Origin of the sequence: Paenibacillus campi (assembly GCF_034659835.1) — a bacterium.
In the GTDB taxonomy this organism is placed as follows: domain Bacteria; phylum Bacillota; class Bacilli; order Paenibacillales; family Paenibacillaceae; genus Saccharibacillus; species Saccharibacillus campi.
The window spans coordinates 260,989-283,844 of record NZ_JAXSQZ010000005.1 but is presented as its reverse complement, the minus strand read 5'-3'; the positions used below and the strand labels follow the sequence as shown (position 1 = coordinate 283,844).

The following is a 22,856-nucleotide window of genomic DNA, read 5'->3' as shown; positions in this document are numbered from 1 at the left end:
TTCGTATAACTTTGAACTTATAAGCGTACTCATTGTAGACAGACCATTTACGTACTAAAATGAAATAATTTTACTATTATTCCTTATGAAAATTGTCGAAAAAGATAATATTTCAATTTAATCCAGACGATATAAAAAGCAAGTTAGTTTTCCAATTCAATCGTACAGCGCGAATCATTTGCGCTACGAATGGGAACGAGAACGTAAAGGGGGAATACGATGTCGTTAAAAATGAAATTGATTGTACTCGTCGTCTGTGTGGCGGTACTGCTCGCGGTGCCAGTAGGCGTTGTTGCCTTGTATGCCATTAAAGATCAAGCATTTGAAGCGGTACATAACGAGTTGCAAAGTACCGTGCAAACAGCTGTCGTTCAAACTGAAGGCTGGATCAATACGAACAGCAAAGTGCTGGAAACGATGGGCGCCTTTATTCAGGACAATATTCCATTGGATGAAGTCACAACTAAACAGCTATCTGTATACAAAAGCGAACTGAACGACGGCAATATTTCCGATCTGTATATGGGTTTGGCAAAAGGAAAACGACTCATTGACGGCAGCGGCTGGGTGCCGTATGCAGGTTATGATCTGTTCCAGCGTCCGTGGTACATTAGCGGCAAAGCCGCCAACAAGCTGAACATTAATGATCCCTATCTTGATCCAAGTACGAATAAATACTCCGTACCGATCACGATGCCGATGACAGATGAGAATGGCAATTTTGCCGGTATTCTTGGCGCAGACATTCATCTGACGACGATTACCAAATATATTAATCAAATCAAAACACCAGGCGGTTTCAGCTTTTTGCTAGACAATAACGGAACTGTGCTTGCTCATCCTAATCCTAATTTGTTAAACAAGCTACTCGGCAAGCAAAGCGATTACAGCGCAATTGCCGCCGATATACTCGCTAACCGGTCTGGACAACTCACTTATGTTTATAATGGTGATCCGCAATTGCTTTATTTTCAAAAGTTGCCGAATAGCGGTTGGACGATTGCCACTTCCATCTCCGAAAAATATGCATTGGCTCAGTATGTGACACTGCGCAACAAAATTGCTATCATTTTGATTGCACTAACGATCGTTTGTATCGTACTGGCAACGCTAATCGCCACTCGGATCGTGAAGCCGTTGAGCCAGCTTAAGCAAAATGCACAGCGCCTAGCTGAAGGCGATTTGACCGTACATATGAATGTGCGTGGCAAAGATGAAATCGCCCAGCTTGGCACTGCTTTTAATACGATGTCTTCATCATTACGCAAACTGATTGCCACCGTCTCTCACTCTGCCGCCAACGTCAATGATGCTTCAGTTGAAATGTACAAACATGCCGCTAATTCCGGCGATATCGCCCGTCAAATCTCGACCGTCATCGAAGAAATCGCGCGTGGTGCCAATGAACAAGCGGAGTCGATTCAAGGCGGCGCAGCACTTGTAGCGGAGATGACATCATCATTGGAACACGTATCGAGCCATGCTGGTGCAGCTTCCGGTATGATCGATCAAGTAAATGAAGCGATGACACGCGGTACGGACGCGATTACCCGTCAGAACGGACTAGCACAAGCAAGCCAGCAGGCAACCTATCGTGTGGAAGCGTCCAATGCGATGCTCATTCAAAAGCTGGATGAAATTGCAACGATTACACAAGCTATCCGTGAAATTAGCAGCCAGACGAATTTATTGTCATTGAATGCGTCCATCGAAGCAGCACGCGCCGGTGAGCATGGACGCGGGTTCGCCGTCGTCGCCAGCGAAGTGCAAAAGCTTGCCGATCAATCGGCACGCTCGGCGGAAGACATTAACCGCCTGCTGCTTGAATTACAGGAAGCAGGCAAACAAAGTTCTGAAGTACTCACTTCGTTCCGCGAAACGAACGAACATCAGCAAAACTCAATGGAAGATACGCGCCACTCATTTGAAGAAATTCATCACTCGGTCGATGGTATTATATCACGCATCTCGCTCGTATTATCCGGCATCGACAATGTACAGAGCGATGCGGCACGTGTCTCCGATGTAATTACCGGACTGGCTGCCGTTGCCGAACAAAGCGCAGCCGCTACCGAACAAGCTGCCTCGTCTACGATGGAACAATCCGAATCGATCGTCAGCATCTCCGATTCGTCCCAACATCTGACCGTCAGTGCCAATATGCTGCTTCAGGAAATGAGCCAATTTAAAGTGGATGAGGAAACTACGGATGCAGCGATAACATCTACAAACGAGAGCACACCCGCTTCCGACGCGGAGCAGACCTATACGACGACTCGCCGTTCCGCTTAAGCGGAGCGATTTCCGACTATACATTGACCCGCCCCTTGATCAGCTAACCCCAATGTAACGTCTGCTCGCTGCCAGCATTATGCACGCCTCGCTCCAATACAAATAGGCGCTCCGAATGAATATCCATTCGGAGCGCCTATTTTCATTCCAGATGATAAGCTTGATCTTCTACCGCTAAGCTTGATCTTCTATGATCTGAATCTGCTGCATCAACGAGCCGATCAGTCAGAGAGCTTGCCTTTCTCCATCTGCGCTCTTAATCGATAGCAGCTGAAGAATTGTCCTGCTCACGGGAAGACAAATATTCCTGCTCCTCCCGGTCGCGTGTGCGACTTTTATCCTTAAGCCGCTCAATCGCCGGCAGGATTAGAATGTCCACTTCCTTTTGAACGATATAAGCCAGATCATACCGACCGCTATCTTCCAAAAATCCGCCAACTTCCATTAAGCCATTATAACGATCCAGCTCATCACGTGTGAGCAGACCGCGCACCTGAACGCTGCAATGTCTCATCTTACAGGAATTTACCTTTTTTCAGAGCAAGCGATACGCCGCCGATGATGAACAGCCAACGGATATCGATTACTTTTTTCAGCTGCGCAGCTACAAAGCCTTTCAGCTTTCTATCACCAACGATACCAACCGCTTCGCCTTTACCAAGCGATGCAACTGTACCTTTGTTATGGAAGACGAATTTCTTCGGCTCATGACCACGGATGGACGCCAAAATGTTTTGTGCTACAACCGGTCCTTGCTGCATAGCGATCTGTGCAGTTGGAGGGTATGGGCGACCTTCAGGGTTGAACATCAGCGCGCTGTCACCGATGATATAGATGTCTTCGTGACCTGGTGCACGCAGGAATTCGTCGATTTTTACGCGACCGCGCATATTTTCAAAGCCAGCTTCTTCCACGAGACGGTTACCACGGATACCACCTGTCCATACAACGGTATTGGCAGGGATTTTTTCCAGATCGTCGCCGACGATAACGCCATCAGGCTGACATTCTTTGATCGCAATACCGATTTTGAATGTAACGCCTTTATTTTTCAGAACGTTCATCGCATACTCAACCAGCTCAGGGTCGAAACCTGGCAATGCAGTTGGAGCTGCTTCAACATTGTAAATTTTGACGAGCGAACGATCGATCCCGTGCTTGCGGCACAGTTCAGGAATACGATCTGCCAGTTCAGCAACAAACTCAATCCCGGTAAAACCAGCGCCACCTACAACAAAGCTCAGACGTTCAGGCTTCTGATCTTGTTTGTATGCTGCGAATTGACCTTCGATATGCTCGCGAATTTTGCGAACAGAGTTGATGCTGCGGATCATCATTGCATTTTCCATCATACCTGGGATGCCGAATGTTTCCGGTTCGCCACCGAGCGAGATTACGAGGTAATCGTAGGACAGTGTACCGTCCTCCAAAATGACCTTTTTCTCCTCTGGTACGATTTTTTGAATGTTCGATTTAACGAGGTCGATTTTGAACTCGTCGACCAGTTTGGAAATTGATACTTGTGCGTTATCCAGTGCATCTGTACCTGCTGCTGGCATATGCAGGTGGGTAGTGAAATAATGATAGTCGTGACGGTTAACGAGCGTTACGTCAGCCTCATTATAGTTCAGTTCTTTTTGAAGACGTTGTGCTGTCATAATGCCGCCATAGCCGGCGCCGAGAATGACGATTTTTGGAATGCTACTCATGTCGTTTTTCCCCTTCCAGTTTTGTTCAATTAAGCATTAAAAATGCCGAATTTAAATAGATGCTGCTTCAATCACGAACGCTCACCGGCAACGGCGAGTCGCCGTCAGGCATAAGGTAAAACATATCTAATCCTTATTAACCATACTTCGGATACCGGTTTGCAAACCCCCGGAAATCAGCGAAGTACAGGCTGTATTCCGGTTCAATCGGCGCTTGTTACTATTGTGAAAATATACACAACAACGAACGAATGTGTGCGCCGCAACAAAGTGTCTATGTGATAGATCACATAACATTGTAACCTTTATTGCTAGTCTTTTCAAAAAAATTTTGGTTTTTCCAAAAAAAATGTTCGTTTTCTGTCACAAACATTATCGACACAACTGAAATGATAGCGATAAATGTACAAAAGATCAAGAGAAAAATGAACTTTAAACTACGTTTATTGCACAGTTAGTAGTAGGTAGTTGTCCTTCTAATTTTATAAAACGCTTACAGGGTAGTGAAACATCGAATTTGCAGACAGATTTGGCTCATAATTGTACAAGCAGTTTAATACGCTAGGTCTAAAATACGTAGATAGAGGCAAAATACAACCATGTTATATCGTCATTGCCCATGCTCCCACGATGCTAGTAACCAAGAAAGACGTATAAAAAAAGACTGTCCTATAGACAGTCTCACGAAATAAATTCGATTAACGATGCTTGTTCGATATCACTTCACGCATAAACGATCGAATCTCATGCATCTTATCGTTGGATGGAGGAATAGCATAAACACCGGAACGAGCAGTACCGTTTACATGCGTTCCTTTAACGCCAGACAAGACATTACGTCTGTTATTTATGAGCGCTTTGCTTGTTTTCACACGCACTGTCTTTGGATCACCTTGGATTATGATCTGAACATCTCTTGTCATACGATCATTTCCTTTAGTAAAAGTATAATCCGAGCAGCCTGTTGGCAGCAACCGAGTCGATCTACATTTTTGTCGTATTTCCCATTTGAGAAGCGCCAATTCGCTGGATATAATAGTCGATCTTATCGGATTTGGAAACAAACGCCGTATACCCTTCAAAGCCTGCTTCAATACTTTGTCGATACACTTCACCAATTAAAACGACTGAATGATCAACCACTTTATACATATGCACACCTTTGCCCTACAGCCAATTCAGAGTATTACTAATCAGCAAGTCACCATTATATTTGTCCACCACCAATCTTCACCTTTTCTCCAAATTTTCTTACTTTGAAAATATAATTACCTACACGTATAATGAATACTGGCGCTACATCTGTAATGTCAGGCTATGTAATGGAATACGCTGCACTTAAGACAATACCGCATGTTCGCGATTACGCTGCTTGCATATTGCAACCATCATACTTTGGAGGTGTACACGGTGACATCTACAACCACCGGAGAACGTACCGATATTATTATTATTGGCGGAGGACCTGCGGGCATGTTTGCCGCTTTTTATGGCGGTATGCGTCAGGCGTCCGTAAAACTGATTGAAAGTATGCCACAGCTGGGCGGGCAACTTGCCGCGCTGTATCCTGAAAAATACATTTATGATGTAGCCGGGTTTCCAAAAGTGACGGCTCAGGAACTCGTGAACAATTTGCATCAGCAGATGAATCATTTTGATACCGATATTTTGCTGGAACAAAAAGTGCTGAATGTCGAGAAAAAGGGCGATCGTCATTTTGTTGTGACGACAGACAAAGGCGTACATGAAGGCAAAGCGGTCATTATTACTGCTGGTGTAGGCGCCTTTGAACCGCGTCGTCTCGAACTGGACAATGCGGCTCAGTATGAGAAGCAAAATTTGCACTATTTTGTGAACGACTTAAGCCGTTTTGCCGGCAGAAAAGTACTGATTAGCGGTGGCGGCGATTCGGCGGTAGATTGGGCATTAATGCTAGAGCCAATCGCAACCGAAGTGACGCTTATTCATCGTCGTGATAAATTCCGCGCCCATGAGCATAGTGTCGAAAACCTGCTCGCGTCCAGCGTCAAAATTGTTACACCGACCGAAATTACCGAGCTGCATGGCGGCGAGCAGATCGAGCGTGTCACGCTGACCGATGTGAAAACTAAAGCAACACAGGAAATCGAAGTGGACGATGTAATCATCAACTTCGGCTTCCTCTCCTCACTCGGTCCAATCGCTGAATGGGGCATTCAGATCGAGAAAAATTCCATCGTCGTCGATTCCCGGATGGAAACGAATGTTGAAGGCATTTTCGCCGCAGGCGATATTACGACGTATCCGGGCAAGCTGAAGCTAATTGCGGTCGGCTTTGGTGAAGCGCCAACAGCGATCAACAATGCCAAAGTATATGTTGATCCTGATGCCAAGCTGTCGCCTGGGCATAGTAGTAATTTAAAAATGTAGCCTTACTTTCCTAGTGGAACAAGTGCTGCATGCCGCCGCTCTAGACGGCGAGTGAAGCAGCATAACGGTTAAACCCGGCGCATCCGGGCTGTATGATCCCATGTGACCAGCAGCTCGGATGCTTTTTGATATGCGTGCACGCTAGTTACAGACGCTACAGTATGTAAGCAAACCGTTATACTCTACGAGCAATTTCGCATCCATTCATGCTTGAAGTAATACAAACACTATCGAAGTTGCCAAATTGTTCAACTTTTATGCGTTAAAGAGTCGCACTTTTAGCGTATAGTAAAAAGAAGTACGCGAAACCGCTGCAAATGGATTGATTTTACATTCCTATCAGCTGATTTGATCGACCGCGAACAGGCGTATACTGCTTGACAACGGCGTTTGGAATCGTTTATTTCAAAAGGAGGCTACATTTTTGAGTATTGGTGTATATTTTGCGTTACGTTTTATTATCTCGCTAATCTTGCTCGTCATCGGTGTGATGATGATCGTGCTAGGTAGAAAATTTGTAAAAGAAGCGCGAAAAGGTGCGGGCATCGGTTTTATCGTGTTTGGCGTGCTCGTCATTTCGCTGGCGATTCGTGGAATTTTGCTTAATTTTGCCTGAATGAGCACATTGGAGGTGCAGCCTATTGCAATGGATTGCTATGATCACGATGCTGATCGACCATCTCGGATATGCCTTTTTTAGTGATGATCGTTATTTGCGCATCATCGGACGAATCGCTTTTCCGATCTATTGTTATTTGCTCGTTGTCGGCTACCAGCGCACCCGTAATGTGCAAAAGTACACTGTACGGTTATTGCTAATCGCGGTGCTATCACAGTTTCCGTTTATGTATGCGTTCAACATTTCCAATCTGAATGTCGTGTTCACTTTGCTGCTCGGACTGCTGCTGATGATGGCATTGGATCGCATACCGCATAAATGGTTGCCGCTCTCTATTTTGCTGGCGTTAGCGGTCGCCTTGGGCGCTGAAGTGTTGCATACGGATTATGGGGCATATGGTATCGCGCTCATTGTTATTTTCCGCTATGCGCCAGGCTATTGGGCGGTGCTGCTGCATTTTATACTTAATATAATGTTTCAGCTTGGCGGCTTTAACAGCTCGCTGCAAAGCTTTAGCATTGTGGCTACGCTGCTGATCGCCGTACAGCAATCGTCGCCACAGCTACGGTTGCCACGTGCACCGGCATGGCTATGGCGAGCGTTTTACCCTGCACATCTGGCAATAATCGCGCTCATTGTGCAAGCGATGCGCTACGGTTACTTATAGGCTGTACAAGCAAATGACCGCTTACACCGGAATGAAGATGAAAATTTATAGACTTTTTCATTTTTTTGTTCAAAAAGCTATCGCCAGATAGATACGCATGGAGTATAATCTTTACCGGAACAATTCCGCTGGGTGATAGCGGTTTTAAATATAGGAAGGGGCTCCTCCATGAAATCGAACAAAAAACATACGTTGACTGAAGACATCCATTTTTTTACCGCCGGCTTGTCCGGTAACCTCATTACCGTCTGGCAAGAAGATGCTGCTGGCGTGTATTGTGAGATCGGGCGCGGCTATGTGGAAGCTTATACAAGCAAGTATGTACGTGTACGCAATCTGCAATCCGGAACGAAAAGCCTGTACAGTCGCGATGTAACGATGTTTCAAACAGACTGAACATTGTTTGTGCCTTAAAGTTGCCTGTGATGATCGTCTGCCCTGTCTATTCAATCAATCGAAAGCTGTCCTGTCTACTAACGGGGCAGCTTTTTTGGCGTTTGTGTGCTAATTATAAAAACAGTTCAGATCACACTTAGATCATCGCCACATTATAAATCATTTTCGCGCTTATCTGATTGCTTGAACACTCCGCTATGTTCCATATCATTTGCAAAACAGTCTCCGACTCGATTGCCAAAGGTTAGTGGGATATCGCGTTTGTTCCATCCATCTGCAAACTATCATTGCAACTCATTTTACAGCGTATTTTAAAAATTCACTCGTTTTTTTATTTTCTTTGAATCCCGCATAGCCGTGCGGGTTTACGGCGTATACAACGGTGTTGATGCGCGTAAAAATCCAATTTTTTAAATAGTTGTTCATATAGAGTTCATATTCGCTGGCTACACTTGCAATCGAACAGGCAAACACGACTTGTTCAGCACAGGCAATTATCAAAGGAGGAATATTACTATGAAAAACACATGGAAAGTGCTTTCCGGCACTGCTTTCTCGGCGATCTTACTGGCGGGAACGATAACTGCATCGACACATGTATTTGCTGACGCAAGTGATGAGACAACGACTGGAAGTACAACGAAACAAAGTACGACCGCGAAAAGCTCGAATGGACAAAACAGTCAGGCAACAACAAACAGCAACGGTGCACCGGCTCAGCCTCCAGCGCCTCCGGCTCCACCAGCTAATGGCGAGCTGCCTGCTCCACCAGATGCTCCTCCAGCTCCACCCGAGCTGGGTGCAGATGCACCTCCGGCGGATAAGTATGCGAATTATGATCGCGCTCACGGTAAGGTTGCAGCAGTAAGCGGCAATACGATCACGATCGAAACACCACCTGCCCCTCCTGCACCTGGCGCTGGTCCTCTCGGTCTGACGAGTACAACAACAAGCAAAAGTGGTACGGTAACATCCAGTACCTATTCCAATAACGGTTCTGTTTCCAAAAATACGTACGGTGAAACGCTCAGCTTTACAATCAATAGCTCCACAGAAATCGAAAAAGTTAGCGGCGGTCCAGGCAAAGACAGAACTGAAACCGACATTTCCTTGTCCGATGTGCAAGTAGGCGACCATGTGGATATCATTCTGGAGAAAAACACAAAAACGGTGAAGGAAATCGAAGTGCATGATCCACCTGCACTGAACGCAGACGGTACACCTGTAGCACCACCGGTACCAGGTGCAGATGCTCCACCTGCTCCACCGGCACCGCGCACAGATGCACCTCCAGTTCCTAAATCGAACACTTCCAGCTCATCGTCCGCTAAAACCGGAACATCCAGCTCGTCCAGCTCGTCTTCCTCGTCTCAATCTTCCGGTTCTTAAGCGCTGATTTCGTTTATGGCGAACAGCGTTGCCTGAACATTGTACAGTACCACATAGATTGCAAAACAACATATCGAGTCACCTTAGCCACCGGATCGCCACGCTGCGAACCGGTGGTTTTTCGTTGTGTGCAGATGACATCATACAAATATGATATGATAAGCAAAACACATCAAACACCGTAACGGTTCACGCTGAAGGAGGGACCTTCCATGAAACGACGTACTCTGGCGATCAGCGATATTCATGGCGAAGTCGATTTGCTAAATCGGCTGCTGGACAAAATCGGCTATACGCCTGATCATGATCAACTGGTGCTATTAGGCGACTATGTAGATCGTGGACAGGATGCAAGGGAAACGATCGAGCGTGTCATACAGCTAGTAGAGGGCGGTGCGATTGCACTGCTTGGCAACCATGAAGATTTGATGCTTAATGCGCTCACGAGCGGACGTGAAGCGGACTGGAATCGCTGGCTCAAAATAAACGGCGGTCTCGCCACGCTGCAAAGCTACGGTTTTACTGCCGAGCAATTAATCACACTGTCCGGTGAAGACTTTCAACTGCCTGATCTTCATTGCGAGACGCTGGAGCGGCATCTAGAGTTTATTCGCAGCCTAAAACTGTATTACGAGACGAACGGCTATCTGTTTGTACATGCAGGCGTTGAACCGGGCAAACCGGTATCCGAGTGCTCCAGACGACAGCTCATTTGGATTAGGGAAGCGTTCCACAACGAATATGATGGCGACACATTCGTCGTGTTTGGTCATACGCCAACCTTTTATCTGTACAAGGATCAGACGCGCTATGATATTTATTATGGAGTGAATCGGATTATCGGTATTGATGGCGGCGCTGTGTATGGCGGTCAATTGAATGCACTCGATGTGACAAACGGGATCGCTTATGCTGTACGTTCCCGTTAAGCAGCCAGCTTAACGAGCAAACGTATAGTCATCATCGTTTGCGTCATCGCTAACGTATTTCAGTACAATCGTAACCGCTAGATGACGATAGCCGGTAAGCTTTCGTTATGTAGCGGTTAGAGAGCATAGTTTGGAAACGATTCGTGCACATTTGTAATTTAGGTATGATTTCTTTTAAAATAGTAAGTAATAAGCAAGTATAGGATACGATATCCCGTTAAGGAGGCACACATGAACGGAAGTACAGAACGGAAATTAACGACTAACGCCCATTTCTTCGCAGCAGCATTGTTTCAATCGCGTGTGTATGCCTGGCAGCCCGGTTTTAGCGTCGAGCATGGTATCATCGAACGAATCGGCCCGGACTACATAGCTTTGCGCAATGAAGAAGGAGACCTTACGTTTTACCAACGGGAACAGACGATATTTGTAAATAAATAATCGCGCCAAAAAGCGCAGCTATGGGCGATATGCCACTATAAACTGCGCTTTTGGACGATTTATGATAAGCTCAAACGTAACCGTTTAATCCTCGCACGGCTGTGCCAGCGATTCATCTTCTTCACGGGTACGAAAAGACGATCCGCAACCGCATGTTACGATCGCATTCGGATTATGAATCGTAAATCCACCTGACAGACCGGATTCCTCGTAATCGATTTCCAGACCGTTCAAATACTTCATATCATCCTTCAGCACAACTACTTTCATATCTTGAATCGTCATATATACATCCTGATCGGATTCCTCGCTGTCAAACCCCATTGCATATGAAAATCCGCTGCATCCGCCCGCACTTACACCTACGCGTACAAACAGACCGGGAACATCCTGCGCAGCCATAATGTCTTTCATCCGTGTAGCTGCTGCTTCACTAATGGTAATCATTTCGATCCCCTCCTTTTCCCTTTCCATTATACTCCTACAGCGAAATGGGCTCAAGGCTTGAAAACAAAGGAAAATACCTCATTTTTTAAGCAATTGTGTTGCCCGTGTCACAGGAGAGGTTTATAATGGGTAAGTGAACAATGACATGAAATGTCGAATTTCTATCATAAACAATTGCATTTTTAGCCTTATTTATCGTTGTAACTTTTTTCACATTTATTGTTAATTCGCATGACTTCTTATGTATATTGTTGTATATTGAATAATGGGCATCATTTTAAATGATCCGGATCGATGTCGAAAACTGCAACGAATCACAGATGAAACGATGCCCACTGCAATTCAGCTAGTATTCAATCGGGTCAAATTGGTGTAAGACAGGACAAGAGTGTCTTATCAGATTGGGATACCACATACAGAAGTAAGCTCGAAGCGTCAAGGAGAACAGGAGGAATCCAGCATGTCCACCATTATTACCCCGCATACGGACACACGCATGGCGGAAATTATTCACAAGGTGCGTTCCAGTAAACGTTTGTCGCTTGAAGATGGCGTTTATTTATATGAAAGTGATGATATTTTGACGATTGGTCAGCTTGCCAATGAAGCCAACTTGCGCAAGAATGGCAAAAAGGTTTATTTTATCGAAAATATGAGCCTTTATTTTACGAATGTTTGTGAAGCGCATTGCGCATTTTGTAACTTCCGTAAAGACGAAGGCGAAGAAGGTTCCTACACGCTGAGCGGGCCGGAAATGGTCGATTACGTGCAGCAGCATATCCATCCGGGTGTGCGTGAGTTCCATATCGTCGGCGGTCACAACAATCATGTGCCATTCCAATATTATATCGATTCGCTCAAAGCGCTGAATGAAGCGTTCCCGGATGTGACGCTCAAAGCATATACGGCAGCTGAGATCGACTTCTTCACTCGTATTAGCGGCTTGAGCATACGGGAAGTGCTTGTACAACTGCGTGAAGCTGGATTGCAGTCACTGACAGGCGGCGGTGCGGAAATTTTGTCCGACGAATATCGTAAAAAGATGCGTGTTAACAAAGCGAATGTCGATCGTTATCTGGAAGTCCATCGTACCGCACACGAGCTTGGTATGCGTACGCATACGACGATGCTGTACGGCTCGATTGAAACGTATGAAGATCGTGTCCAGCATATGATCCAAATTCGTGAGTTGCAAGATGAAACGAATGGCTTCCAAGTGTTTATCCCGCTGTCGATGCAACCAAAAAGCAAAAACGCCAGCATTATGCGTCGCAACTCCGCTTATGAAGACCTCAAAACGATTGCGATTAGTCGCCTGATGCTTGACAATATCGATCATATTAAAGCGTACTTTATTAACATCGGCACCCAGCTGACTCAAATGGCGCTAGCATTTGGCGCTTCAGACGTACACGGTACGATTCTGAAGGAGAAAATCAGTCACGCTGCCGGCGCACTCACACCGGAAGGCTTAACCCGTAAAGAGCTTATATGGCTCGTCAAAGGCGCTGGCCGCATTCCGGTTGAACGAGATACGTTCTATAACGAAATCAAAGTATACGAATAAGCGGAACGGCGACAGTTATTCGAACTGCCGCCGCTACTGTGCGCCCGTACTGCTTTGCATGTTATCCTATATCAGGCTTTACTTTATGGACGAGACATCATAAACATGCGCTCTCTGCAAGTAAAGCCTGTTTATCCGCCTGCCTTCTGATGCGGTACATACCGTCCGTCGTAAGCTCCAGGCCGATCCGGCTTCACCCGGTCTCTGCCAGTCGCCTCTGTACCGGATGATGCCAGTATACATCATAATCGTTTCCAACTATGTTATTGCTATTCGGGAATGACTCTGGCATTCCTTGTTACCTACACTGCATATAAGGGAGAAGATATTATGAAAAACTTTGTCATTCTAGGTGGCGGATACGGCGGCACCACATTGCTGCACGAACTGCTTGATCAGAAAATCCCAGCCGATACACAAATTATTATGATCGATCGTATGCCTTTCCAAGGCTTAAAAACCGAATATTACGCACTTGCAGCGGGCACATCGTCGGACGTGGAGCTACGGGTCAAATACCCGTCGCATTCCAAGCTAACGATTCGTCATGGTGAAGTGAGCAATGTAAAGCTCGATGAGAAAGTGATCGAATTTGCGGATGAGACGACACTGGAATATGACCAGCTTGTAATCGCGCTCGGCTGTACCGATAATTTTCACGGCGTACCCGGTGCACAGGAATATACATGCACAATTCAGACGTTTGAAGCAACACGCGAAACGTACCGTCGTGTGAACAATTTGCCACCAGGCTCGACGATTAATGTCGTCGGTGGCGGTTTGAGCGGGATTGAGATCGCTGCCGAAATTCGCGAAAGCCGTGAGGATTTGCATGTGCGCATTCTTGATCGTGGTGAGCGTCTGCTCTCCTCCTCTCCGGCACGATTGTCCAAATATGTAGAAGCATGGTTCCGTGAGCATGATGTGGAGCTGCGCAACAAAATTAACATTAGCCGCGTCGAGCCGGACTGTGTATATAACGGACCGGAAGAACGTATTGCCGCCGACATTACGATTTGGACTGCCGGCATTCGTCCAGTCCCGCTAATCGATGAGCTGAATGTCAATCAGGATAACTCTGGTCGGGTCATTTTGGATGAGCTGTATCGGATTCCAGGTCGTCCAGAAGTGTTCGTCTGCGGTGACTGTGCCTCACTGCCGTTTGCCGCTAGCGCACAGGCTGCCCAGGCACAAGCAGAGCAAATTGCTAATGTGGTCGTTGCTGGCTGGAAAAATGAAACACCAAAAGTACAGCCGCTCAAATTAAAAGGCACATTAGGCTCGCTCGGTAAACACGACGGATTCGGTTCAGGCATCGGCTTTGGTTTCCGTGGCAAAAACTCGGTCACTGGACGCGTACCACGCTTGCTGAAAAGTGGCGTGCTCTGGATGTCCAAACACCATTTCGGTTAATATTGGTTGCAAAATAGGCGAGCTGCCGCAAGCGGAGTCGGTTTATGTACTGTACGTATCCAGTTGCGATTCCACTTATGACAAACCGTGTGAATGTAAATACGGATCATCCATTCGGATATACAATCCATAATGTAGCGTATTACGAACAAAAAAGCCTTCTGTCGTATGACAAGCTAGGGACTCAACCCTAAGCTTGCTTACAAAAACAGAAGGCTTTTTATCATTAACGCGTTATATCACAGCAAATAGATCAAGTGATCGTGTAGATCGTCTAGTTATTGATCGGTCTGCCTGTGCGAACACGCATTACACTTAATCCAGATCAAGATTTGCCCATGCATCGGCTTCATCGATCTTTGCCTGAATTTGCTCACGAAGCTCATCTACATCGTCAGCCGCGATAATTTCGCCGTTGACCATCGCATACGGCATCGCATAACATTGTCCGCAATTGCCGAGACAGCCGTATTCAATCACATCATAATCAGGGTTGCTCTCCAACTCCTTCAAGATGCGACCGGTGCCATGATGCATATTGCTCTGACAAAATTCGATGATCGGTCTCATCATGATTTAACACTCCAATCTGTATTGTTCCGGTTGCCCGGTACATAATATCGATGCGCCAATATGTCTATTTTTAAAATTAATTTGAAATGAGTATAAAAATCAATGGCGCAATTGCTGAAATTGGTTTACTTTTATATTATAATATACTTACGAAAGGAGTTGAACAATATGAGTGATAGCGTACAAACACAAATGTATGATGAAGTACTTGAAGTTTTGGATAAACTGCGTCCATTCCTGCAACGCGATGGCGGTGACGTGGAACTGGTAGACGTTGAAGATGGGATTGTCAAACTGAAGCTGATGGGTGCATGCGGTAGTTGCCCAAGCTCTACCATCACACTGAAAGCCGGTATTGAACGCGCCCTTTTCGAAGAAGTTGAAGGTGTGGAAGAGGTTGTACAGGTATTCTAATCTGTCCCTTTTCATGCGTTAATTCATAGGCAATCAGCCAAAACAAAGAGGATGTCGCCTTCCCGGTCGCGGGACGGGTGACATCCTCTTTTTGGTATCATACTAATTTCGTTATTTTACATACGGACGGATCGGGTCAAGCCCGCCGGAAATGTCCATAATATTGCCGGTAATAAAGTCGGAGTCGTCGTCGCACAAGTAGGCGATTACACGCGCGATATCTTCGCCGCTGCCCGGTCGTCCACGCGGTGTCTCTCCATCGATCATGCCAAGCACTTCTTCGATACGCTTCTCTTTGTTGTCGCCGCGTATATCACCAGGACAGATCATGTTCACAGTAATGCCGCTGGCAGCTTCTTCGACCGCAAGCGTTTTCGTAAAAGACACCAGTCCTACTTTGGCGGCAGCATAGACCGCACGATGCGGCCATGCCCGTGATTCCGCCGCATGCCCAAAACCAAAATGAACAATCCGTCCCCATTTACGCGCTCTCATACCTGGCAATACACGGTGATCGAGCAACATCGTGCCGATCAGATTGCCTTGTAACATGTCCATAATGTCAGCGCGCTCATAATCGACAAATAACCGGCGCTCCCGAATAAACGGCCCGGCATTGTTAACTAAAATGTCGACCGTGCCTAATCGATGCTCCACCTCATCGATCAGATGATCGATCTCCGTTGCTTGTGATACATTCGCTTGTACAGCGATGCACTGCACACCGAGCGCCGTAATTTGCTGCTGTAGCTGCGCTGCCTCTTGTTTGCTGTGTACATAGTTTAAGGCGATATGATGTCCTTGACTGGCAAGGGTGAGTGCGGTCATTTTGCCGAGACCTTTGGCACTTCCGGTAATTAGGGCGATTTTTCGTTCCACAGATGTGCCTCCTTATTGTACTTTCATAAGGCTGGATGTGCCAAATGGATGTTTTCAGATGATTGGAATCATAGTTATACAATCATCGTTTGAAACGATAAACAGGTTAGCTACCAAAATATGTACCCGGTCTTGAACCTGTTTGAAACTTTGGGGGATTTGCAGTACATTAGGAACAGAAATGGTACGTTATGAATCATATAAGCGCGTTTAAGTTCTAGCGAATTTACCCTGTATGATATGGACAATACTTTTACTTTCCAAGTATATCGAAATACAGACAGAAAGGACAATAGAGCATGAGTATAACAAAAACGAATGCGTTGCGCATTTTGGATAAAGAACATATTCATTACAATGTGTATGAATATGATCCTGAAGATGGGCAGGTGCATGGCACGGCTGTTGCTGAGAAAATTGGGAAACCTGCTCCAATCGTACATAAAACGCTTGTCACACGCGGTAAAAATGGGCTGCATATTTTTGTCATTCCAGTTGCGGAAGAACTTGATTTGAAAAAAGCGGCACGTGCTGCCAATGAGAAAAAGCTGGATATGTTGCCGGTAAAGGAGCTACTTGCCCATACCGGTTATATTCGCGGTGGCTGCTCGCCAGTCGGGATGAAAAAGCTGTACCCTACTTTTATCGATCAGCGCGCCGAAATGCTGGAACAGATGATCGTCAGCGCCGGTAAGATCGGTATGCAGATGGAGCTTGCGCTGGACGAGCTGGCGGAAGTGACAAAAGCCCGCTTTGCTGAAGTATGTGTCTGAATGTGATAAGCAGCCATTTCAGTATGCCACTATGCGGGGAATTTATCGCGATGAGTCAGCGGACAAAACAAAAGAGCATCCTTGCCTATCTGGCAGGATGCTCTTGCTTGTACAGCGTATCGTGACGCTATTTTAAAATGCCGGGATAACGGCGCCTTTGTACTGTTCTTCGATGAATTTTTTGGTATCATCGGAAGTCAGCGCTTTAGCCAGCTTCTGGATCGCTTCCGAATCTTTGTTATCTTCACGAGCGACAAGGTAGTTCGCATACGGTGCGCTGCTGTTTTCTACGATCAATGCGGATTTTGGATCGATTTTGGCTTCCAGTACATAGTTCATATTAATCATCGCCATATCGACTTGATCCAGTTGACGCGTGAGCATCGCTGCATCCATCTCTTTGAATTGCAAGTTTTTCGGATTGGATGTGATGTCTTTGGTTGTCGATGTGATGTTTGTTTTGTCTTTCAGCTCGATCAAGCCGTTATTTGCCAGCAGGATCAGTGCGCGTGCGCCGTTGGATACTTCGTTTGGAATCGCGATCGTTGCGCCCTGTGGAAGCTGATCGATCGACGTGTACTTTTTGGAATAACCGCCAAATGGCTCAATGTGTACAGCTTGTACAGTAACGAGATTCATACCACGGGATTTATTTTGCTCATCCAGGTACGGCTTTGTTTGGAAGTAGTTCGCATCCAGCTTTTTGTCGTTCAATTGTACGTTCGGCTGGATATAGTCTGTAAATTCAACGACGTCCAAGTTAACGCCTTCTTTTGCCAGTTCAGGTTTCAGATGGTTCAAAATTTCAGCGTGCGGTACAGCCGTTGCGCCGACGCGCAGTGTAACAGCTTCATTGCCGCTACCATTCGTGCCGGAAGCCGTGTTGGAGTTATCCGCTTTATTGCCGCAAGCAGCGACAACCGCGATGAGCATAATGCTAACGAGTGCAAGCAACCATTTTTTCATTGAAAGTTCCCCTTTTCGTATCTGTTTTTTTATGATAAAAGTTTCATAAACGCATTATTCCTACCTGATAACTGGATTATCGACGTGAAAAATGAATGACCAGGCGATCGCCCAGCATTTGTAGCGCCTGTACGATTACAACCATCAATACGACCGCGACGAGCATAACGCCCATATCATAGCGATAATAACCATAATTGATCGCCAGTGTACCGAGTCCGCCTGCACCGATCATGCCTGCCATCGCGGTATTGGATACGAGTGCAACGACCGTTACGGTCAGACCTGCTAGCAATCCTGGCATCGCTTCACGCAGCAATACGCGCCCAATGACCTGTCCGGTCGACGCGCCCATCGCATAGGCAGCTTCAATCACACCACGATCGACTTCACGCAATGCCGTTTCGACCAAACGTGCGAAAAATGGAGCGGCAGCGATCACCAGCGGCGGGATCGTTCCGAGCACACCGATCGTTGTGCCAACGAGCAGATCGGTCAACGGCAACAGCGCCACGATCAAAATAATAAACGGTACCGAACGCAAAATGTTAACGATGACTGAAATGACCGAATAGATGCCTTTGAGCAGCGATGACGTCGAACGTGAAGTCATAAACAGCATTACGCCAAGCGGCAATCCGATCAGCAATGTAAACAGTCCGGATGCACCGATCATTTCCAGCGTTTCGATCGTTGCGGTGCCAAATTCACTCCAATCAATTTGTGAAAAATCCAGTTCACCAAAATTGCTCACGATTCCATCACCTCCACATTCAAGCCTTCTGCTTGCAACTTGTGCAGCGTTTGCTGGATCGCATCTGGCGCTCCGTCAAAGCGAACGATCAATTGACCGTACGGTACGCTTTTCAGTGTGGAAATCGTTCCTTGCAAAATGGCAAAATCAACCCCGGTTTCGCGTACGGTACGCGACATAATCGATTCATACGTTTTGCCGCCCAGAAACGAAATTTTGGCTGCTAGCGAGGACTCGCTATGCGATGCGGCAAGCACCGTTTCCAGCAACTCGCTATGACTCGATTCACGCGTAATAAAATCGCGGGTGATCGGATGCTGCGGCTTTAGGAACACTTCGGCGACTGCGCCTTGCTCGACGATGCCACCTTGATGAATGACGGCAACCCGGTCACAAATGCTCTGAATCACATTCATTTCATGGGTGATCAGTACGATCGTCAAGTTAAAACGCTGATTAATATCAAGCAGCAGTTTTAAGATCGAATCGGTCGTCTGCGGATCAAGCGCCGATGTCGCTTCATCACAGAGCAGTACATCCGGGTCGCTCGACAGTGCGCGGGCGATGCCGACGCGCTGCTTCTGACCGCCGGACAGCTGTGCCGGATATTTGGACGCATGCGCTTCCAGCCCGACCAGTTTCAGCAGCTCCTCCACTCTGGCGCGGATGTTTTTCTCCGCCGTTTTGGCAAGGCGCAGCGGAAAGGCGATGTTATCGTAGACGGTTGCCGATGACAGTAGATTAAAATGCTGAAAAATCATCCCTATTTTGCGACGGCGTGCTTGTAAAGCTCCTTTGCCTAGCTTGGTTAAATCGACATCGTCCATCCAAATTTGCCCTGAAGTTGGGCGTTCTAGCAGATTAATACAGCGAATAAGCGTACTTTTACCAGCGCCGGAATGTCCGATCACACCGAAAATCTCACCTTTTTCAATCGACAGATTCAGCTCGCTTAATGCTGGAGTGGCATTTTTACCTTTACCATATACTTTGGTCACATGTTCAAGACGAATCAAGCTTGAGGTCCTCCTCCCGGTTGTCGGTCTTAATGCGATTTCGTTCTGCCTATTTTCAACCGGTTCTCTTTCTATACAAAAAGAGCCCATTTTCTGCAGAAAAGGGCTCTCTATCCGTAAGATATTGCCTTCTCATCTGCCAAAACTACGAACTGTGCATTGCTGGACAGCCGTCATTTTGTAGGATTTAGCACCATGTCATTTTGAAAAAAAGCAAATTGCCATTTTCAAAATCGGTTGCCGGGCTTCATCGGGCCAGTCCCTCCACCACTCTCGATAAGAAAATATGAAAACATCGAATGAAAATCTTTAATCAGTATAGTGAACTTCATAATTTTTGTAAAGTGTAAAGTTCGCTTTTTTGGCGAAATTCAACAAATAATCATTATGGGAGGAAGTGTGGATTGCTTGGGCTTGTAGCGAATGATGTGTTGGGGCGGCAGGTTTTAAACCATTTTATTTAAAGAATAGTATCTTGACTGCTTTTAATATTATTTTTAATCCGCTAGATATCCTTATTATAATGGGCAACTGTAGACTACCAAATTATATATTGAAAGCGGTCGTCATATTAGGGTGCTCTCAATTCTGCATAAAATCGTATAGGCGAATAATACAACATGAACTTGTTATTTTTCATCGATGTATTGCTGAAAATATAAAACATTTATAGTTACAATATAACAAAACGCCTGTCAACGTGTTTAAGCGTTGGCAGGCATTCTATAGGAAATAAATCGTATAACATGAAAATGGCTTGCATCGCAGACGAGCAATTAATGTGTTACAGGTACACCTCGTTTGCCGGATTGTTGTTGCTCGGCGTCGGCGGCTACGTAGGAGTTGCGGCTAAGTTGCCATGTGCGCAGGCTCATGTAGCAGAGAATGCCGAACAGGAATTGGATAAGTAGTGTATGTGCCATTGTGGCAAAGAAATATACTTCTGGAATGTCCATTGTAAAAATGTTTACAGCGCCGCTCACAAATTGTAGCACGATGAATATCACAGCGATGATGCCCATTTTGCGGATGCTTGGATTGTTCGGATGGTAACGGTAGGCATAATGAGCGAGAATAGCGATTACGATTACGAGTGCCAGTGCGGCTACGCGGTGCAGGAAAGCTACGCCGACGCCGCCGGACAGTTCGGGAATGACGGCACCGTTACAAAGCGGGAAGCCAGAACAACCGCCACGTGAATCGGTATGGGTAACAAATGCACCGGTGTACACGACGATATACGTGAAAATGGTCGAAAACCACGTCAGATTGCGGAAACGTTTGCTGACTGGTGGTTGGCTTTCATGTGTATGAGTACGCTGGTATTTATGCAGTCTTCGTGCGGTAAATGCCATGAGCATTGCGCTTGAAAAAGCGATCATGGAGAAGCCGAAATGCAGCGCCATAATAGGAGAAGACTGCGAAAATTTAACAGCCAATGCGCCCATAATCGCTTGCAAAATGACGAAGAAAAACGTCAATACTGCATACAGACGAAGCTCTTTATTTTTGTTGAAAAAGATAAAACCGATAAAAGCGAATAACGCCATTAAACCTGCAAAACCGCTGACTAAACGGTGGGTATATTCGATCAGAGAAGCGATCGTATGTGCCGGTATAAACTCACCATGACAAAGTGGCCACTCGGCACCGCAACCCATTCCTGACTCGGTTTTGGTGACGACCAAACCGCCCATCGTTGCCAGAAACATCGCCAAACAGGTTATATAGCTTAACCATTTCAAATGCTGAATCGTTATTAGTGGCTTACGTGCCATAATTAAAATCACCCGCTATTAAATTAGTAGTGACGTTCAAGTGAAGTCACTATTTATTATATCGAATCCAGCGCCATTGCTACCATCCGGTTTGTGACAAATCGTTGATCTATTTAGAATGTAAACTAATTTTGATCTATGCCATCATAATGTTTATGTGAATCGCCATTATAACCATCTTGTATTATTTTCCCATCTTTAAAAATAGCATATGAATATATAACTTGAGGTTCATCGGAGAACGATACATTCGCTCCATATGGAGCTTGATCTGACACGAGAGAGTATGTTCCTCGAATACTCAAAATTTCATGCGAGTCATATTTTTTAACATTAATTAAATAGTTTTCAACTTGAGCTTCAGCTTGCTCTTTTTTTATTGGATTACCATTTAAAAAGAAATAAACAATGAACACTAAACTAATAGTTATAATAGTCACCACTGCTGTAACAATCACTTTTTTTCTCAAAAAAATCTCCTCCGTATTCAATAACAAAACAAGGCAACTAAGTTCTAGTTGCCTTGTTTTGTTTATTTAAAAATTATTTCCCCAAGAAGCTACTTGACGAAAATTGGCTTCATTTAACAAATGATATGGTCCGTATATTCCATTCCAAAATGGGGTGTGACCATCAATAGAAATATTCGCGCCGAAATAATAAGCATCCCAAACAATTTTAGAACAATATGTTTCTTTTTCATATACACCAATTGTGTTGATTAAACCATAAGTTACTTGGCTCTTGTAATTGTTAATATAAGATTTTGCCCAATTTCCTGCTTGGGTTGCAGCACCAGAATTAGAATACCTCATAACTTTAGTATTTGTATTTTTAGACTTCCATGTTGTGATACCTTCTAAAGTTAGAAATTTATTATATCCATTTATAGTTGCTACACTTCCTTGATCATTGACCACAATACCAGCATGACCAGTTAATCCATTAGAACTGGTATTGTTTGAAACTAACACATCTCCAGCACGAATTGCAACAGATGTACCCGGATAATACTCGGTAGTTATAGCATCAATACCTATGGAAGGTCCACTGCTATATACACCTTGTGATACTGTTGATATTAAACTGTTGTTAGGCGTCGTTTGGTAAGTACTTGAAGCTGTATCTTGAGTTTTCATATTCGCACTTGCTACTTGACTAAATGAAAGTGTTAAAACAAACAAGAAAGCTAAAAAAAGATTAGAAATCAATTTAAATTTTCTCATTATCTAATTATCATCCCTAGTTTATTATATTTCGTTAATTGGCCAAATACGATATACTCAGTATACTTGTTAACTATATATCTTCACATAGTAGCAAACTACCATTCTTATTTCTGTATCTATTGTTTCACTTCCATAAAATTCATAGGATATATAGATCATATTTTCAAATAAATAGAAATTAGATTTGTCGAACGAT

General features: G+C 45.2%; 24 protein-coding genes, 1 pseudogene and 1 riboswitch. Of the genes and pseudogenes, 13 read left to right on the top strand and 12 right to left on the bottom strand.

Going from position 1 to position 22,856, the window contains the following annotated elements:
- Positions 1-219: 219 nt before the first annotated feature.
- Positions 220-996, top strand: a pseudogene (locus tag U1I11_RS21680) (cache domain-containing protein); the annotation flags it as partial.
- Positions 997-1,128: 132 nt separating this feature from the next.
- Complete coding sequence (locus U1I11_RS21675; RefSeq protein WP_416235626.1) at positions 1,129-2,292, top strand: methyl-accepting chemotaxis protein; 1,164 nt, start codon at positions 1,129-1,131, stop codon at positions 2,290-2,292.
- 256 nt (positions 2,293-2,548) lie between these two features.
- Here the strand turns inward: U1I11_RS21675 and U1I11_RS14370 are convergent, their stop codons facing one another.
- From U1I11_RS14370 to U1I11_RS14360, 3 genes are all read right to left on the bottom strand, one after another.
- Positions 2,549-2,806, bottom strand: a complete 258-nt coding sequence (locus U1I11_RS14370) for a hypothetical protein (RefSeq protein ID WP_322906815.1) — start codon at positions 2,804-2,806, stop codon at positions 2,549-2,551.
- A 1-nt stretch (position 2,807) separates the two neighbouring features.
- Positions 2,808-4,001 (bottom strand): NAD(P)/FAD-dependent oxidoreductase, encoded by a 1,194-nt coding sequence (locus U1I11_RS14365; RefSeq protein WP_322906814.1) that lies wholly within the window; start codon positions 3,999-4,001, stop codon positions 2,808-2,810.
- Positions 4,002-4,985: 984 nt separating this feature from the next.
- Positions 4,986-5,153, bottom strand: coding sequence for a hypothetical protein (locus U1I11_RS14360; RefSeq protein WP_322906813.1), 168 nt, complete (start codon positions 5,151-5,153; stop codon positions 4,986-4,988).
- 258 nt (positions 5,154-5,411) lie between these two features.
- Here U1I11_RS14360 and U1I11_RS14355 point away from each other — a divergent pair, with 258 nt between their 5' ends.
- The 7 genes from U1I11_RS14355 to U1I11_RS14325 all read left to right on the top strand — a co-directional run bounded on the left by U1I11_RS14355 (position 5,412) and on the right by U1I11_RS14325 (position 10,851).
- Positions 5,412-6,410, top strand: coding sequence for an NAD(P)/FAD-dependent oxidoreductase (locus U1I11_RS14355; protein ID WP_322906812.1), 999 nt, complete (start codon positions 5,412-5,414; stop codon positions 6,408-6,410).
- Positions 6,411-6,834: 424 nt separating this feature from the next.
- Complete coding sequence (locus U1I11_RS14350; RefSeq protein WP_322906811.1) at positions 6,835-7,026, top strand: hypothetical protein; 192 nt, start codon at positions 6,835-6,837, stop codon at positions 7,024-7,026.
- A gap of 25 nt (positions 7,027-7,051) precedes the next feature.
- Positions 7,052-7,696, top strand: a complete 645-nt coding sequence (locus U1I11_RS14345; protein WP_322906810.1) for a TraX family protein — start codon at positions 7,052-7,054, stop codon at positions 7,694-7,696.
- Positions 7,697-7,864: 168 nt separating this feature from the next.
- Positions 7,865-8,092 (top strand): hypothetical protein, encoded by a 228-nt coding sequence (locus U1I11_RS14340; RefSeq protein ID WP_322906809.1) that lies wholly within the window; start codon positions 7,865-7,867, stop codon positions 8,090-8,092.
- Positions 8,093-8,608: 516 nt separating this feature from the next.
- Positions 8,609-9,481, top strand: coding sequence for a hypothetical protein (locus U1I11_RS14335; protein ID WP_322906808.1), 873 nt, complete (start codon positions 8,609-8,611; stop codon positions 9,479-9,481).
- Positions 9,482-9,693: 212 nt separating this feature from the next.
- Positions 9,694-10,410 (top strand): metallophosphoesterase family protein, encoded by a 717-nt coding sequence (locus U1I11_RS14330; protein WP_322906807.1) that lies wholly within the window; start codon positions 9,694-9,696, stop codon positions 10,408-10,410.
- Positions 10,411-10,641: 231 nt separating this feature from the next.
- Positions 10,642-10,851: a hypothetical protein gene (locus tag U1I11_RS14325; RefSeq protein ID WP_322906806.1), complete on the top strand. Its 210-nt coding sequence runs from the start codon at positions 10,642-10,644 to the stop codon at positions 10,849-10,851.
- Positions 10,852-10,935: 84 nt separating this feature from the next.
- Here U1I11_RS14325 and U1I11_RS14320 read toward each other — a convergent pair whose 3' ends face one another.
- A complete protein-coding gene (locus tag U1I11_RS14320; protein ID WP_322906805.1) occupies positions 10,936-11,298 on the bottom strand; it encodes a HesB/IscA family protein in 363 nt (120 codons plus the stop codon).
- A gap of 460 nt (positions 11,299-11,758) precedes the next feature.
- Here U1I11_RS14320 and mqnE point away from each other — a divergent pair, with 460 nt between their 5' ends.
- Positions 11,759-12,865 carry an aminofutalosine synthase MqnE gene (gene mqnE, locus U1I11_RS14315; protein WP_322906804.1) on the top strand — a complete coding sequence of 369 codons (1,107 nt, stop codon included), beginning with the start codon at positions 11,759-11,761 and terminating at the stop codon, positions 12,863-12,865.
- Positions 12,866-13,195: 330 nt separating this feature from the next.
- Positions 13,196-14,278: an NAD(P)/FAD-dependent oxidoreductase gene (locus U1I11_RS14310; protein WP_322906803.1), complete on the top strand. Its 1,083-nt coding sequence runs from the start codon at positions 13,196-13,198 to the stop codon at positions 14,276-14,278.
- A gap of 315 nt (positions 14,279-14,593) precedes the next feature.
- Here the strand turns inward: U1I11_RS14310 and U1I11_RS14305 are convergent, their stop codons facing one another.
- Entirely contained in the window at positions 14,594-14,851 is a 258-nt protein-coding gene (locus U1I11_RS14305) for a YuzB family protein (protein ID WP_322906802.1), read from the bottom strand.
- Positions 14,852-15,019: 168 nt separating this feature from the next.
- Between U1I11_RS14305 and U1I11_RS14300 the strand changes: the two genes are divergently transcribed.
- Positions 15,020-15,265, top strand: a complete 246-nt coding sequence (locus tag U1I11_RS14300) for a NifU family protein (protein ID WP_322906801.1) — start codon at positions 15,020-15,022, stop codon at positions 15,263-15,265.
- Between the two features lie 111 nt (positions 15,266-15,376).
- Here U1I11_RS14300 and U1I11_RS14295 read toward each other — a convergent pair whose 3' ends face one another.
- Positions 15,377-16,144 carry an SDR family oxidoreductase gene (locus tag U1I11_RS14295; RefSeq protein WP_322906800.1) on the bottom strand — a complete coding sequence of 256 codons (768 nt, stop codon included), beginning with the start codon at positions 16,142-16,144 and terminating at the stop codon, positions 15,377-15,379.
- A gap of 299 nt (positions 16,145-16,443) precedes the next feature.
- Here U1I11_RS14295 and ybaK point away from each other — a divergent pair, with 299 nt between their 5' ends.
- The gene (gene ybaK, locus U1I11_RS14290) at positions 16,444-16,917 is read left to right on the top strand and encodes a Cys-tRNA(Pro) deacylase (protein ID WP_322906799.1); all 474 of its coding nucleotides are present in this window, start codon (positions 16,444-16,446) and stop codon (positions 16,915-16,917) included.
- A 132-nt stretch (positions 16,918-17,049) separates the two neighbouring features.
- Here ybaK and U1I11_RS14285 read toward each other — a convergent pair whose 3' ends face one another.
- From U1I11_RS14285 to U1I11_RS14260, 6 genes are all read right to left on the bottom strand, one after another.
- Positions 17,050-17,883 (bottom strand): MetQ/NlpA family ABC transporter substrate-binding protein, encoded by an 834-nt coding sequence (locus U1I11_RS14285; RefSeq protein ID WP_322906798.1) that lies wholly within the window; start codon positions 17,881-17,883, stop codon positions 17,050-17,052.
- Positions 17,884-17,959: 76 nt separating this feature from the next.
- Positions 17,960-18,637: a methionine ABC transporter permease gene (locus tag U1I11_RS14280; RefSeq protein ID WP_322906797.1), complete on the bottom strand. Its 678-nt coding sequence runs from the start codon at positions 18,635-18,637 to the stop codon at positions 17,960-17,962.
- Complete coding sequence (locus U1I11_RS14275) at positions 18,634-19,653, bottom strand: methionine ABC transporter ATP-binding protein (protein ID WP_322906796.1); 1,020 nt, start codon at positions 19,651-19,653, stop codon at positions 18,634-18,636. The genes U1I11_RS14280 and U1I11_RS14275 overlap by 4 nt, the downstream gene beginning before the upstream one ends.
- A 129-nt stretch (positions 19,654-19,782) precedes the next feature.
- Positions 19,783-19,936: riboswitch (SAM riboswitch) on the bottom strand.
- Between the two features lie 493 nt (positions 19,937-20,429).
- Positions 20,430-21,431 (bottom strand): COX15/CtaA family protein, encoded by a 1,002-nt coding sequence (locus U1I11_RS14270; RefSeq protein WP_322906795.1) that lies wholly within the window; start codon positions 21,429-21,431, stop codon positions 20,430-20,432.
- Between the two features lie 125 nt (positions 21,432-21,556).
- The gene (locus tag U1I11_RS14265; protein WP_322906794.1) at positions 21,557-21,901 is read right to left on the bottom strand and encodes a DUF3139 domain-containing protein; all 345 of its coding nucleotides are present in this window, start codon (positions 21,899-21,901) and stop codon (positions 21,557-21,559) included.
- Between the two features lie 66 nt (positions 21,902-21,967).
- Positions 21,968-22,657 (bottom strand): hypothetical protein, encoded by a 690-nt coding sequence (locus U1I11_RS14260; RefSeq protein WP_322906793.1) that lies wholly within the window; start codon positions 22,655-22,657, stop codon positions 21,968-21,970.
- Positions 22,658-22,856: the final 199 nt, after the last annotated feature.